Annotated in this window: 12 protein-coding genes; 6 read left to right on the forward strand and 6 right to left on the reverse strand. The window is 58.1% G+C overall.

Annotated elements, in window-relative coordinates; translation table 11 throughout:
- Positions 1–171 precede the first annotated feature (171 nt).
- Positions 172–1218 (forward strand): cytochrome-c peroxidase, encoded by a 1047-nt coding sequence (locus tag DL88_RS07125; protein WP_034994025.1) that lies wholly within the window; start codon positions 172–174, stop codon positions 1216–1218.
- A gap of 72 nt (positions 1219–1290) precedes the next feature.
- Here the strand turns inward: DL88_RS07125 and DL88_RS07130 are convergent, their stop codons facing one another.
- Complete coding sequence (locus DL88_RS07130) at positions 1291–1584, reverse strand: hypothetical protein (protein WP_245270676.1); 294 nt, start codon at positions 1582–1584, stop codon at positions 1291–1293.
- Between the two features lie 223 nt (positions 1585–1807).
- Positions 1808–2170 carry a hypothetical protein gene (locus tag DL88_RS07135; RefSeq protein WP_034994030.1) on the reverse strand — a complete coding sequence of 121 codons (363 nt, stop codon included), beginning with the start codon at positions 2168–2170 and terminating at the stop codon, positions 1808–1810.
- A gap of 259 nt (positions 2171–2429) precedes the next feature.
- Between DL88_RS07135 and ribH the strand changes: the two genes are divergently transcribed.
- Together ribH and nusB are read left to right on the forward strand one after the other, a co-directional pair.
- Entirely contained in the window at positions 2430–2975 is a 546-nt protein-coding gene (gene ribH, locus DL88_RS07140) for a 6,7-dimethyl-8-ribityllumazine synthase (protein ID WP_034994032.1), read from the forward strand.
- On the forward strand, positions 2975–3442 hold the full coding sequence (gene nusB, locus DL88_RS07145) for a transcription antitermination factor NusB (protein WP_034994034.1): 468 nt from the start codon (positions 2975–2977) through the stop codon (positions 3440–3442). The genes ribH and nusB overlap by 1 nt, the downstream gene beginning before the upstream one ends.
- A 14-nt stretch (positions 3443–3456) precedes the next feature.
- Here the strand turns inward: nusB and DL88_RS20205 are convergent, their stop codons facing one another.
- On the reverse strand, positions 3457–3708 hold the full coding sequence (locus DL88_RS20205; protein ID WP_156970979.1) for a hypothetical protein: 252 nt from the start codon (positions 3706–3708) through the stop codon (positions 3457–3459).
- Between the two features lie 268 nt (positions 3709–3976).
- Here DL88_RS20205 and thiL point away from each other — a divergent pair, with 268 nt between their 5' ends.
- The 3 genes from thiL to DL88_RS07165 all read left to right on the forward strand — a co-directional run bounded on the left by thiL (position 3977) and on the right by DL88_RS07165 (position 9435).
- Positions 3977–5005, forward strand: a complete 1029-nt coding sequence (gene thiL, locus DL88_RS07155) for a thiamine-phosphate kinase (protein ID WP_034994039.1) — start codon at positions 3977–3979, stop codon at positions 5003–5005.
- A 173-nt stretch (positions 5006–5178) separates the two neighbouring features.
- Positions 5179–7320 carry a sodium-translocating pyrophosphatase gene (locus DL88_RS07160; RefSeq protein ID WP_034994041.1) on the forward strand — a complete coding sequence of 714 codons (2142 nt, stop codon included), beginning with the start codon at positions 5179–5181 and terminating at the stop codon, positions 7318–7320.
- Between the two features lie 420 nt (positions 7321–7740).
- Positions 7741–9435 (forward strand): sulfatase-like hydrolase/transferase, encoded by a 1695-nt coding sequence (locus DL88_RS07165; protein WP_210165283.1) that lies wholly within the window; start codon positions 7741–7743, stop codon positions 9433–9435.
- A 286-nt stretch (positions 9436–9721) separates the two neighbouring features.
- Here DL88_RS07165 and DL88_RS07170 read toward each other — a convergent pair whose 3' ends face one another.
- The 3 genes from DL88_RS07170 to DL88_RS07180 all read right to left on the reverse strand — a co-directional run bounded on the left by DL88_RS07170 (position 9722) and on the right by DL88_RS07180 (position 13612).
- Complete coding sequence (locus DL88_RS07170; RefSeq protein ID WP_245270677.1) at positions 9722–11071, reverse strand: extracellular catalytic domain type 1 short-chain-length polyhydroxyalkanoate depolymerase; 1350 nt, start codon at positions 11069–11071, stop codon at positions 9722–9724.
- A 140-nt stretch (positions 11072–11211) separates the two neighbouring features.
- Positions 11212–11985 carry a lytic murein transglycosylase gene (locus tag DL88_RS07175; protein WP_051955721.1) on the reverse strand — a complete coding sequence of 258 codons (774 nt, stop codon included), beginning with the start codon at positions 11983–11985 and terminating at the stop codon, positions 11212–11214.
- Positions 11986–13162: 1177 nt separating this feature from the next.
- On the reverse strand, positions 13163–13612 hold the full coding sequence (locus tag DL88_RS07180; RefSeq protein WP_034994045.1) for a Crp/Fnr family transcriptional regulator: 450 nt from the start codon (positions 13610–13612) through the stop codon (positions 13163–13165).
- Positions 13613–13754 lie beyond the last annotated feature (142 nt).

Here is a 13754-nt window from a genome sequence, read left to right on the forward strand (position 1 = left end):
AACCGTGCTTCTGATCGCCGTGCCTCTTGAGAGTCCAATCGATTTGGTGAAATCTTTATACAAAGCCAATATTGTAAAAGGCACTCACCGCTCGATGGAGCGGATCGGAAGAACCCGGTCTCTCCAGTAGAAATCGAAGCGAAATCGCAGGATCGAACTGAAAGAACGAAGATGCGCTCACCCCTATTCGTATCCATGCTTTCATTGATGGTGGCCGGCACCATCGCTACGGCTGCACTCGCCGCGCCATCCTTACGCGATGAAGTCAAGGATCAATTTGCCCCGATCCCGGCCGCGCCGCCGGCCTTGCCGAACAATCCCGCGACACCGGCCAAATTGGCTCTCGGCAAGATGCTCTATTTCGATCCGCGTCTGTCCGCCAGCCAGAATCTCAGCTGCGCGACCTGCCACAACCTGTCTCTGGGTGGTGCTGACGGCAGGCCGAAATCGCTCGGCGAACATTGGCAGACGGGTGCACGCAATGCGCCGACGGTGTTGAATTCGGTCTTCAATTTCGTCCAATTCTGGGATGGACGCGCCGCCGATCTTGCCGAGCAGGCTGGCGGCCCCATCCTCAATCCCGTGGAGATGGGATCGACGAAGCCGCTCACGGTCGAAACCCTGAAGTCGATTCCTGATTATGTAACTGCTTTCAAGACTGCCTTCCCGGGCGTTGCCGATCCGATCACCTATGACAATGTCGGAAAGGCCATCGCCGTTTTCGAGGCGACCCTGATCACGCCGCAATCCCCCTTCGACCGCTGGCTCGCGGGCGATGACAAGGCCCTGAGCGACAAACAGAAAGCCGGCTTGCGCCTGTTCGTCGACAAGGGCTGTTCCGGTTGCCATAATGGCGTCAATATCGGCGGCGCGATGTATGCGACATTCGGTGTCGTGAAGGCGCCTTCCGCCGAGGTGCGTCCGCCGGAAGATCTCGGCCGCGGCGCGATCACCAAATCCAAGGACGATGATTATTCTTTCAAGGTCCCGTCGCTGCGCAACATCGCTTTGACCGCACCCTATTTCCATAGCGGATCTGTCTGGACGCTCGGGGAAGCCGTCAAGATCATGGCCGAGACGCAACTCGGCACGACGCTGACTGACGCGGAAACCGCCAGCATTGTCGATTTCCTCAATTCCCTCACCGGCAAGCAGCCGACGGTCGATTTGCCGAATTTGCCTGCCAGTGCCGCGGCGACGCCGCGTCCCGCTCCCTGATGATGCTTCCGGCGGGCGGGCGAGAGGCTCGCCCGTCTTGCTGCGATAGGCTGGGCCCGCCTGGTTCTCCGCCTATTGAACTTCTTCCCTCACGATCCAGACGCGTGGTTTCATCAGCGTCTGTATCGGATGCACCGTCTCGGTTTCCAGCGGCCGTGTGATCCGCCATTTGACGCCCTGGGCTTCGATGATCGCTTCGCCCTCGTTGAGCACAGTGACGACGGTTCCCTCGAATTTGCTGCGGCGCGCGACAACGTCGAAGACCAGCCGATCATAGGGTTCGAGCACCGGTTCGGGATCGACGGGAGGATTTTCGAAGAAATCCAGCTCCAACCCCTTGGTGATTTTGGTGGCGAGGAAAAACACGTCCCATTTCCGCATGAGATACGCCCGGATATTAAGAGAAGGGATGGATGGGAAGGGCTCGCCGCGCCAAGCCGGAACCGGCCGCGATGATGGCCTTGCCTCTCGGATTGCCGCAATGCTCCGCTAGTTTCTAGCAAATCCGGGGCCTTGGAAGTCCGAGGCCTTGGAAATCCGAGGTATTGGACATTGGAGGTGGCGGCGAGTTTCCTGCGAGGGACCGGCGTTAATCCGCGCAGGATACGATGAATGTGTCGGGGGCGAGAGCGTACAGGCTTGCCGCTTCGGGACGTTCGGCGAAGCCTTCGATCTGATCCCCGGCGCGGCCGAAGCTGCGCACATTTTGATGGCCGTTGCTTCTGCACCAGGCTTGAGCGACGATCGCGCCGCAGGCAGACCCGTTGGCAAGGCAATGATCCATTCCATAGCCGTCATCGGACGGAACGACGATGAAGGTGCCGGGCGTCGCCACCGCCTTGGTGCGGAGCGCCGTGCCGAGGGCCAGGGCGAGCGTGCCGAAAGCCAGAACGGCGAGGGGAAAGGATGCATTGCGGCCGAGGCGTGCGTGACTGAGGAGAGCGACGGGCATGGGGCACCTGAAAGAGCTGGCGCCTGAAATTGCTCCGGTTGGCTCAAGATTCGGTTAATATTCAGGAGGCCGCTCCTCATGCCACCGGGCAATATCTGCCGGCACGCATTGATGCGTGACGGAACCGGTATGCCATTCGTGTATCCGATTATTCTTGCCTCTGCGTTTCCGGCTTGTTACTCGATTCTGCGATCGGGCCCGGGGCATTTTCCGCCGCCGATCTCTTCCCATCTCGATTTTTCAGGAAGCAGGTGCGACGATGGCCGAGCCGCGGCGAGCCCTTACGCAATTGGATGATGCGCTGATCAGCGTCGCGAACGCCCGTTTTCTGATCATCGAGGCGCCCTATTACGATCATATAGCCGCGCATCTGCGCGCCGGCGCTGAATCCGCTCTGACACGGGCGCAGGCACATTTCGATGTCGTCAGCGTCCCCGGCGCGCTCGAAATTCCCATCGCTTTGTCGATCGCGCTTGAATCCGCGCCGGGCTTCTATCAGGGTGCCGTCGCGCTCGGCTGCATCATTCGCGGCGAAACCTATCATTTCGAAATCGTCGCCAATGAGAGTGCCCGCGCCCTGACGCAGATTGCGGTGGACCACAAGCTTCCTTTCGGCAACGGCATTCTGACCGTCGAGAATGAAGCGCAGGCGATCGAACGCGCATCGGTCGATCATGGAGACAAGGGCGGCGATGCCGCCCGCGCCGCCCTGGCGCTCTACCGGTTCTCCCAGCAATTTGGTAAGCTTGCCGAGCAGGTCGCTTTACCGACGCAGCGTCCGGTTCTGACTTCGGGAGCGCGCTGATGGCCAATGGCGAACAACGTTCGGCCGCGCGTCTTGCCGCCGTGCAGGCGCTTTATCAGATGGAAATGACCGGCAAGGGACTGAACGAGATCTTTGCGGAATTCGAATCCTTCTGGATCGGCAATGAAATCGAGGGTGCCCGCTACAAGGAGGCGGAGGTCGAATTCTTTCGCGATATCCTGCGCGGCGTGCTGAAGGATCAGGAAACGATCGACCGCCAGCTCGACAAGACGCTCGCCGACGGCTGGCCGCTGCGGCGCGTCGATCCGGTCGTGCGCGCCATTTTGCGCGCCGGTGCCTATGAGCTGAAGAAGCGGCGAGACATTCCGGCGCGCGTGTGCATCAAGGAATATGTCGATGTCGCCGGCGCTTTCTTTGGCCGGGAGGAATCCGGCATGATCAATGCCGTCCTCGATGAAACAGCGCGGCAATATCGCGCTGAGGAATTTTTCGAGACGCGCTTGTAATTATCCGTTTTGCTTCAATGGGCGGGATGATGATGCCCTTGCGGCCGTACCGCCCCGTGATGTTTGAGCGCCCGGTGTGACGAATGGCTGCGTTGATGGTGCTTGCTGTGGTGGGTCGTATGGCCGTGCGGACGCATGGCGCCATGATGCGTGAGAGCCGGATTGTCGGAGGTGGCGGCGAATGTGGCCACCGAACCGCTGAAGCTCATGAGCAAGGCAAGGCCCGAAAACAGAAGACCGGACCTCAAAGATCGTTTCAACGGCACGAATCGCCTCCTTCTTTCTGCATCGGCGTGTTTGTGGCCGACAATGTGGCTGATCTCGTCTGAAGACGCCACCTGCCGGAAGTCGGGGCTTGCAACGCGCTGAATAATGTCTGAGGAGCGGGCGCGTATGTCGTTCGATCCGGGCACGATGGCATGATGGGTAGGGTTTGCCCGCTTCAGGGATCTCGCCCCGCTGAGCCGGCTTTCAAGCCGCTGCTCGTCGATCCCATTGATATGGAAGGCCGCGATCCGTGAGATCCGGTAAAAGATTATGCGCCTTTCCGAAGATGCGTTGATTGCGACCTATTTCTCCCCGCTTGCAGGGGAAGGCGCGCTCGGCCTTGGCGATGATGCGGCTTTCCTCACGCCGCAGCCGGGATATGATCTCGTCCTGACCAAGGATATGCTGGTTGCCGGCGTCCATTTCTTTCCCGATGATGCACCGCAGACTATTGCCCGCAAGCTGATGCGCGTGAATCTCTCCGATCTCGCCGCCAAAGGTGCCGAGCCCTGCGGTTTTCTCCTTGGCCTCGCTCTGCCGGAGGGTTGGACGAGCGATTGGCTCGGGGATTTCGCGCGCGGTTTGGGCGATGATGCCACCCAGTTTCATTTCCCCCTGCTTGGCGGTGATACGGTGCGCACGCCGGGACCGCTCACGCTCAGCCTCACCGCACTTGGGCGGGTTCCCTCAGGGGCCATGGTGCGCCGCCACGGCGCCAGGCCAGGCGACAGGCTTTATGTGACCGGGACAATCGGCGATGCGGCATTGGGCCTGTTGCTGCGGCTGCACCGGGCCGAGGATCTGGCCTGGACCGATGCGCTCCCCGCTGAAAAGTGCACGTCCCTGTTGCGGCGTTATCTCGTACCTGAACCCCGTTGCGGCCTCGCACCGGTGCTGCGCGCTCATGCGCGCGCGGCCATGGATATTTCCGACGGTCTTGCCGGCGATCTCGCCAAATTTCTGCAGACGGGCGTGCCCGGTGCTTCTGGTTCCACCACTGCTCGGGTCGATCTTGCCGCAATCCCGCTCTCCGAGGCGGCGCGCGCGGTTTTGTCGCTCGCCCCGGAACGGATCGACACAATTGTGACGGGCGGAGACGATTATGAAATTCTCTGCGCCGTCGCACCGGAGCAATGCGCCGATTTCGAGCGGGCCGCGCGCGATCATCAAGTGCCAGATTGTAAGGTGAATGTCACAGCAATCGGTATTGTGGAGACGGGGCAGGGCTTGCCGCGTTTTTTCTCCGCCGATGGGATGGTCCGTACCTTCCCGAAGGGTTCGTTCCAACATTTTTGAGCTGGTGGGGCGGCTGTCCTCCGGACATTTCGACAAAATGGAGGAAAAAAGTCGCAATTGCGGCAAACCGGGGATTCGGTAAGCTCGGTCCAAACCTATAGGCGGACATCTGATTCTCGCGTGATTGTCTCGCGATTGTCTCGGATGCCGGACAGACGGGAGGCGGGAAGCAAATGAATCCCTTATGGCTGATCATGCTCGGCGGACTTTTGTCCGTCGCCTATGGTGTCTCAACCTCCCGGCAGTTGCTTGAGCAGCCGGCGGGCAGCCTGCGCATGCAGGAGATCGCGGCGGCGATCGCTGAAGGCGCAAACGCCTATCTCAAGCGCCAATATACGGCGATTGCCCTCGTCGGCCTCGTCATCTTCATCGCGCTTGCCTTGCTGCTCTCGGTTCCGGTCGCTGTCGGTTTTCTCGTCGGCGCGATCCTTTCCGGGGCGGCCGGTTTCATCGGCATGAATGTCTCGGTGCGGGCCAATGTCCGCACCGCCCATGCGGCGTCCGAATCGCTTGGAGAGGGGCTCGACCTCTCGTTCAAGGCGGGAGCGGTGACCGGCATGCTGGTGGCGGGCCTCGCTCTGCTCGGTGTCACCAGCGTCTATTATGTGCTGACCGGTCCGCTCGGCCATGCGCGGGACAGCCGTGAGGTGATCGATGCTTTGGTGGCGCTGGGTTTCGGAGCGTCGCTGATCTCGATCTTCGCGCGCCTTGGCGGCGGCATTTTCACCAAGGGGGCCGATGTCGGCGCCGATCTCGTCGGCAAGGTCGAGGTCGGCATTCCGGAGGATGATCCGCGCAATCCCGCGACCATTGCCGATAATGTCGGCGACAATGTCGGCGATTGCGCTGGCATGGCGGCTGATCTTTTTGAGACCTATGTCGTGACCGTCGTCGCGACCATGGTGCTCGGATCGATCTTTTTCGGCGGCACAGCGGTGCTTTCGAGCGCCATGCTTTATCCTTTGGCAATCTGCGCGATCTGCATCGTCACCTCGTTGCTCGGCACCCGTTTCGTCAAGCTCGGGCTTGATGAGGCGGTCATGACGGCGCTCTATAAGGGCCTTATCGCCACCGGCCTCTTCACCATTCCCGGGCTTGCCATCGCGACCTGGCTTACCATCGGTTTCGGGGGCATCGGCACAGTTCAGGGCCGGGAGCTTACCGGGCTCCACCTGTTCTTCTGCGGACTCATTGGCCTTGCCGTCACCGGCGCTTTGGTGGTCATTACTGAATATTACACAGGCACCGGCAAGCGGCCGGTCGTGTCGATCGCCCAGGCTTCCGTCACGGGACATGGCACCAATGTGATCCAGGGTCTTGCCGTCTCGCTCGAATCGACCGCCTTGCCGGCCTTGGTGATCGCCGCCGGCATCATCGCTACCTATCAGCTCGCGGGCCTTTACGGCACGGCGATTGCCGTGACCACCATGTTGGGGCTTGCCGGCATGATCGTCGCGCTGGATGCTTTCGGGCCGGTCACTGACAATGCCGGCGGCATTGCCGAAATGGCCGGCCTGCCGAAGGAAGTGCGTCGGGCGACCGATGCGCTCGATGCGGTCGGCAATACCACCAAGGCTGTTACCAAAGGTTATGCGATTGGTTCGGCGGGGCTCGGCGCCCTGGTACTCTTCGCCGCCTATAGTTACGATCTGCGCTATTTCGCTGCGCATGGCGATGCTTTTCCCTATTTCCGCAATGTCGGCACGGTCTCTTTTGACCTGTCGAACCCCTATGTGGTCGCCGGTCTCATCCTCGGCGGCCTCGTGCCCTATCTCTTCGGCGGCATCGCCATGACGGCGGTCGGCCGCGCGGCGGGCTCGGTGGTTGAGGAAGTGCGCCGCCAGTTCCGTGAAAAGGCTGGCATTATGGAAGGCACGGAACGGCCCGATTATGGCCGCGCGGTCGATATGCTGACGAAGGCGGCGATCCGCGAAATGGTCGTGCCCTCGCTGCTGCCGGTGCTGGCGCCGGTCGTGGTCTATTTCGTGGTCCTCGCCGTCTCTGGGTCCAAGGCCTCGGCCTTCGCCGCGCTCGGTGCCCTCCTGCTCGGCGTCATCGTCAATGGCCTGTTCGTCGCAATCTCGATGACATCGGGTGGTGGCGCCTGGGACAATGCGAAGAAAAGTTTCGAGGATGGTTTTCTCGATAAGGACGGCGTCACCCATTACAAGGGCAGCGACGCACACAAGGCTTCGGTAACTGGCGACACGGTAGGCGACCCCTATAAGGATACCGCGGGTCCCGCCATCAATCCGGCGATCAAGATCACCAATATCGTCGCTCTGCTCCTCCTCGCTATCCTCGCCCATTGGTGAGATTGAGCGTAAGGACTCGCGAAAGAGGTTTACAGATTGCGTGATCGAGGGATGTCTCGACATCCCTCTTTATGGGAGTGCCGACTTTCTGAATGTCGGTTAATGTCATGTTTCAACTATGCTTTGTCGTATGGGCGGTGGATTCGTTCATACGACTAATGTTGTTTTGTGTCTTGAGAGTCTCTCGCATCGAGCAGGAGTATGCCTCGGGTGTGGTCAGTAATGGTTCTGAGTGTGAGGGATACATTTGTAGTTTTGTGCGTTAACACCTGATACTTTAACGGAGTTATGAGGATGTTAAACATACGGAAATCTATTTTTGCTGATAAGGCCGCGGTTCACGCGACGAAACCACGGGCACACTCTCATTTCTTGCTAACGACGGGTATTCTGGCGCTTCTTGCGATTCCAGGCGCCGCCTTGGCTCAAAACATTCGGGGTGCGGCTACGGGGCCGACGACGGCCCCCGGTTTCGATCATCCCGGGCAATATATTCATCTGAAGGATGTCAAACCGGCGGACAATATGTATCCGGTCATGGAGCATCCGGATCAGGATAGCGCCGCAAGAGGCAAGCTCGCTGCCCTGCAACAGAAGATTGGCAAGAAGCCCAATATTTTTATTTTCCTGATGGACGATACCGGCTGGATGGATCCGGGTTTCAATGGTGGCGGGGTCGCGTTTGGCAATGCGACGCCGAATATGGACAAGCTGGCCAATGAAGGGCTGCTTCTGACGTCATCCTACTCGACGCCATCCTGTTCCCCCACGCGGGCCACCATTCACACCGGACAGAACCCGCTTCACCACGGCATTCTGCGTCCGACGATGTATGGTGAATCTGGTGGTCTTGATGGAGCAATCACCCTGCCTGCGCTGCTCAAGAAGCAGGGCTACGTCACTATGGGGGTCGGCAAATGGCATATGGGCGAAAATCAAGGCTCATTGCCCCAGAATGTGGGTTATGATGATTATGTCGGCTTCCTCGGCGTGTCGGATATGTATACGGAATGGCGCGATATCTATTTCAATCCCGAGGTCGCATTATCACCATCACGCTTCAAAATGATGGAGAAGGAAGACTTCGAGCACAGCGAGGTCCATTGCACGGCCGCCGACAAGACCAAATGTGAGCCCGGCAAACTGATCGACCTTGATTATATCAAGGATCTTGACCAGCATTGGCTCTCTGTGAGCCTCGGCTTCCTCGACAAGATGAAGGACAGCAAAAAGCCTTTCTATCTCTATCACGCCACGCGTGGATGCCATTTCGACAATTATCCACCGGATAAATATGCCGGAAAGTCGATGGCCCGGACCGTGTTCAGCGACTGTATGGTGGAGATGGATGACGTCTTCGGCAAGATCGTCGACAAGCTGCAGGAAATTGGCGAACTCGACAATACGCTGATTCTCTTCCTTGGCGGCGACAATGGTCCTGAATGCGAAGTTCCTCCCCATGGGCGCACGCCGTTCCGCGGCTGCAAAGGCTCGGATTGGGAAGGGGGTGTGCGTTCGTCGACCTTCGTTTATTGGAAAGGCATGATCAAGCCGCGTCGTTCCGATGGCCTGTTCGACTTTGCCGATATCTTGCCGACAGTGGCTGATATCGCGGGTATTCCCGGCGCCAAGCTTGCCGATGAATTCCCCAAGACGACCTATATTGACGGTGTCGATCAAGCCTCCTTCCTGGTTGCCGACGAGGGTCTTTCGGCGCGCCGCAGCCGTCCCTATACGTTGAATCAATATTTCGCTGGCATACGCGTGGATGAGTTCAAATATATTTGGACGGGCGAAATACAGAATGCCATCGTTCAAAAAGGTGACATCGGCGGATTTAGCGGGTCGCTCTTCACGGATACGGGCGGTGCAATTCTCTTCAACCTTTACACCAACCCTCAGGAAGACGTGAGCATCGGCATTCGTCACATCCCCATGATGATGCCCGTCATGCAAGCCGGCGCGGATTATATGCAGGAACTGGTTAAATATCCGCCTCAGTTCAAGATCGGTTTTCTTAGCAATAATCCGCCAGTCTACAACATGCTGCCAAAGGTCCAGCAATTGTTAAAGGAGAATATGGAGAAACGCGGTGTCGGCAGGGGGAACCCGTAGCCGGAACCCGTCCCCTAGAGCATTTTCCGATAATGTTGAATCGCGACGCGATTCCATCATTTTGAAAATACTCTAATTTTCTTTCGCGGAGCGTTTCCGGATATATCTGAAACGCTCTAGCGTCAGAGAACCAAGGCCGCGCTGGCATCTGATGAGGCCAGCGCGGCCTTTCTATTTCAGGTTTTGACCGTTGTCGGGCAAGCTCCAGGAAGCCGGAAATAGCAGGCTATAATTGGGGTCTTATCAAGCATCGCAGAAGGAAGATCCTGCCTTACCGATTTGCTTGTCAGGCTGCTTCCGCCCGGGCGAGCCGGTGGTGGAGGAAGAAGCGGATCATTTCCCGGCTGGCGTCGGGACCGCGCGGCTCGGTAAAGGAACCACCGGAACCGCCTGACCACGCATGGCCAGCACCGTGCAGGATCCATTGTTCCAGCATAGGCTGTCCTATTTTGTCCGTCTCGACAATATGAGTATAGGCGAGGCCGCTTGCCGTTTTGGCTTCGTGGACTTTCTTCGCCAGATTGGCATGCGCCTTGGCCTGTGCGATGACATAAGTTCCATTGATGGGATGGACGGTTGTATCCGCATCGCCGTGAAACACGATGGTCGGCATGGCGATGATGCCGCCCGCGCGATCCGTGCCTTCGTCATGCGTCGGATGACCGCCCTGCCGCATGGCGGTAAGGGCGGAAACCATGTCGCGGGCCGCGCCGCAGGCGAGGCCCGAATGGACGCCGATGGCGGCATAAAGATCGGGATAGACACGCCCCATGATGGCAGCCGCTGCGCCGCCGGCGGAAAGCCCGGCGACGTAGACGCGTGTGGCATCGATCACATGTGTTTCCATGATCTGCCGGGTGATACCGGCAATCAGCGATGCCTCGCCATGGTCACGCAACTGGTTGCCGTGGTTGAACCAGTTCCAGCATTTGGTGATGTTGGCCGATTGCGGCTGCGCTGGATAGGCGACGAGGAAGCTCTGCTCTTCCGCCACCTCGTTCATATGCGTACCGGTTGCGAAATCATCCGGTGATTGCGAGCATCCATGCAGCATAATGACGAGCGGCACCGCCTTGCCGCTGTAATGGCTGGGGATGTAAAGTTTGTATGTGCGGCTTCCCGCGACATTGGCGAATGTATGGGCCTCGAACAGCCCGTGCTTGTGGACGGGGATATGTGCTGGCCGCGTTGAAAAATCGTGCGTCGGATGTTCCTTTGGCTCTCTATGTGTGGCGGCTATGGCCGCATTGGGGCGTGGCAAATCCCGGGCCATCGGCGATGGTATTGTGGGGTTGCCGATGGCTGATGGCGTCCGGCTCGGGGCTGGCGTTTCAACGGATGTGGGTGGGACGGGGGCGGAGGAAACCCGTGCTTCCGGCGGCTTCCGCAGGGCGGCCATCTCCGGTGCTGATGCCGCTGTAACAGGAGAGACCACTTTCGTGCGTATCTCCGTGGATTCTCGCTTCAGCTCGTTTATTCCCTGCGGCTCGGCCTGCTCGGGCTCTGATCCTTCGAAAGGGGAGGATGGGGAGGCGCTGAGCAAAGCCTTGCCGATGATGCCAAAAGCCGTCTTGAGCTTTCCCTTGAGCGCGAAATCCGCGGCTTCCTTGAGATCGGAGGCAGTGGGAAGAGGCATTGACGAACTCCTGTAATCGGTCATCGGTGCGGTGGAATCCGGATAATGGCGCTCCGTTTTCCACCAAAAGGAGGCACCTTTTGGCGAGAAAGCGCAGACAAGGAAGCGGTGTCGATGGAATATGAGGATATCAATCCGCTTCAATGACTTTGGTCGAGGCGAGTCGCGAAATAGGCGATTGTCCGCGAATAGACATCGGCTTTGTTCCATTCCTTGATGACCGGAAAATTCGGTTCACCCGGCGCCCAGCCCGCGCCGCGTTTCCAGCCATGCTGGGCGAGGAAATTGGCGGTTGAGGCGAGAACATCCGGGACGTCATGAATCAGATCGCGTCGGCCATTGCCGTTGAAATCGACGGCATATTTAAAATAGGAAGATGGCATGAACTGGGTCTGACCAATTTCTCCGGCCCAGGCACCATGCATTGCCGAGGCTGGAAGATCGCCGCGCTGGACGACGCGCAATCCGTAGAGAAGCTCCTCCTGAAACATGGGCGACCGGCGGCAATCGAACGCGAGCGTGGCCAGAGCGCGAAAGGTTGGCGTATTGCCGTTGACGGCGCCGAAATCGGTCTCGAGTCCCCAGATCGCGACGATGATCGGCGCCGGCACACCGAATTGTTCCTCGATCCGGTTGAAGGTGCCGGCATATTGTTTGATGAGGGTCGCGCCCTTGCGCAGGCGGTAGCTGTTCACCATCCGGCTGGAGAATTGCTCGAAACTCTGCTTGAAAACGTGCTGTCCATGATCCTTGGACACGATTTTCGGGTCATAAGCGACATTATCGAGCGCGCTAGATATGGCTGCTGCGGAAATACCCTCAGCCGAGGCCGTGTGTCGCATGTCTTCCATAAAGGCGTCGAAGCCGCGCGGATCGCGGCATGTGGCGGCCTCCGCCGGGGCGGCGCCGAACATGAGACCGACGAGAGCCGCCAGTCCACCGAGTATTGCCGCTCCATGAAGCGAATGTTTTTTTAAAGATCCCGATTTGCCCTCCGGCGAGCCGGAAAAAGCCGTGATCGCTTTGGCGCGGCGCGGCAACCGGGCGACAGGGTTCATGACCGGGTTCAGGGCGGACATCAGGTGAACTCCTTAAAAGCTGGGCCTAAAATAAGGGCTACGGCGGAACCAAGAATCGACGCGTCTCCCGATCGTCGCTCTGAGATCTTGTCTCATATACCATCATTCCGAGAGAATGAGGTGATACACTCTTGCAAATCATCGGAAGGGAGCGATCGGCAAGAACGGAACCCGGAATTCAGATATACCAGGTCTCAATGATCATGCTGCGGTCATCATGATCTGGCGAGGCCTGCTCGGCGTTCGTGTCAGATTCTCGGATTCCCATGAAAGTTGCGTGAATTATCTTTGGCTTAAAATGGGTGAATGGTTGTCGTATGTCTGAAAGATTTAGAACGTTTCGGATCTATCCGGAAACGCTCCGCTAAAAATTACAGTATTTTCAATATCATGGTGCTGTAAAACGATCCGGCATCCCCGAAAAATGCTCTAGCCATTTGCCAAGTAAGGGAGAATGAATTGTATCAGTCTCTGATGCATTCCGTCTCGGTTTGATGCGCCCCTTTGGAATTTTCTTTCGGAGGCTTCCCCTTTGTGGGGGAGGGGCTTTGGCTGAGCGCCATGCATTGGTGTCGGGAGTGTTGCATTGGGAGCGTCAGAGGGCACTCTTACAAATTTGCGCATGACATGAGCGGTTGTTCAATGCGCGTGATTGGATGCCCCATCCTCCTCTTATCGTTCGCTTTGTATCAATTCCCTTTTGCCGTTTCCCCGGCATCCTCCCTCGGCATGGTTGAGGCGTCTGAGATTATTTTCCACTCATAGAAGGAGATAAGCGGGAGCAAAGGGAGTTTTTCATTGCCCGGGGGCAGCGTTGTGCGTTACGTGTCAGTGCAAGGATAAACAAACAAGAGTTCGGCGGCCTTGTTACGATATCCCGCCTTGATGGAGCGGCTTGATAATGGCCCCCAATCCCTCGCCTTTTACGCTCGGTCATCATATTTCCGTCGCGATTTCGGCGGTGAAGTCGTTAGGCTCTCGCAGGAAAAATGGCGACGAATGCGGACAGTCCTCAGGCGGCGCTATTGATCCGTGTCAGTTTGAATTCGCGTGTCATTTCATGCAAGGCTTCAACGAACATATCCTGCAGAAAGGTGGCGGCGCCTGGATCCTCCTTCAGGAATTCCTGGAACGACAGACGGGAAATGAACAGAGCGCTCGTCATCTCGTTGGCGATGGCGGTCGCTGGCCGGTAAATCGGCAGGAATAGGGCTTTGATGCCGACGATTGTACCAGGTCCGACACAGGTTGGAATGTCATCGGCTGACTTGCGGATAAGATTCAGGGAACCGGTTCTGATGAGATAGCTGCCATGTGAGGCGTCGCCTTCACGAAACAGAAGGTCACGTGGCAGAAACAGACGTGACTCGGTGCATTTTGCAAGCCTGCGTAGACGCGTGTAATCGAATCCGGAAAAAACCGGGACATTGGCGAGATCATCGATCTCGTTGGCAAATTCCATCGCTTGTGTCACTCCCCTGCGTGCTGGAAACACGGCCGAGGTGGATGTTCGTGTTTCGTGCGATGGAGTGATTGTCTGCGTTTTCCTTCCTTCCAGCAAGCGCTGAATCGCCGCCGAAGGCCGCTCCCGCCGCGTGCCGTAA

Origin of the sequence: Beijerinckia mobilis, from assembly GCF_000745425.1 — a bacterium.
GTDB lineage: Bacteria > Pseudomonadota > Alphaproteobacteria > Rhizobiales > Beijerinckiaceae > Beijerinckia > Beijerinckia mobilis.

What these genes read in the sequence shown, in the direction of transcription:
- DL88_RS07125 (WP_034994025.1), top strand. Translation starts at nt 172, where the DNA reads ATGCGCTCACCCCTATTCGTATCCATGCTTTCATTGATGGTGGCCGGC.
- DL88_RS07135 (WP_034994030.1), bottom strand. Translation starts at nt 2,170, where the DNA reads ATGCCCGTCGCTCTCCTCAGTCACGCACGCCTCGGCCGCAATGCATCC.
- ribH (WP_034994032.1), top strand. Translation starts at nt 2,430, where the DNA reads ATGGCCGAGCCGCGGCGAGCCCTTACGCAATTGGATGATGCGCTGATC.
- nusB (WP_034994034.1), top strand. Translation starts at nt 2,975, where the DNA reads ATGGCCAATGGCGAACAACGTTCGGCCGCGCGTCTTGCCGCCGTGCAG.
- DL88_RS07160 (WP_034994041.1), top strand. Translation starts at nt 5,179, where the DNA reads ATGAATCCCTTATGGCTGATCATGCTCGGCGGACTTTTGTCCGTCGCC.
- DL88_RS07170 (WP_245270677.1), bottom strand. Translation starts at nt 11,071, where the DNA reads ATGCCTCTTCCCACTGCCTCCGATCTCAAGGAAGCCGCGGATTTCGCG.
- DL88_RS07175 (WP_051955721.1), bottom strand. Translation starts at nt 11,985, where the DNA reads ATGTTCGGCGCCGCCCCGGCGGAGGCCGCCACATGCCGCGATCCGCGC.
- DL88_RS07180 (WP_034994045.1), bottom strand. Translation starts at nt 13,612, where the DNA reads ATGGAATTTGCCAACGAGATCGATGATCTCGCCAATGTCCCGGTTTTT.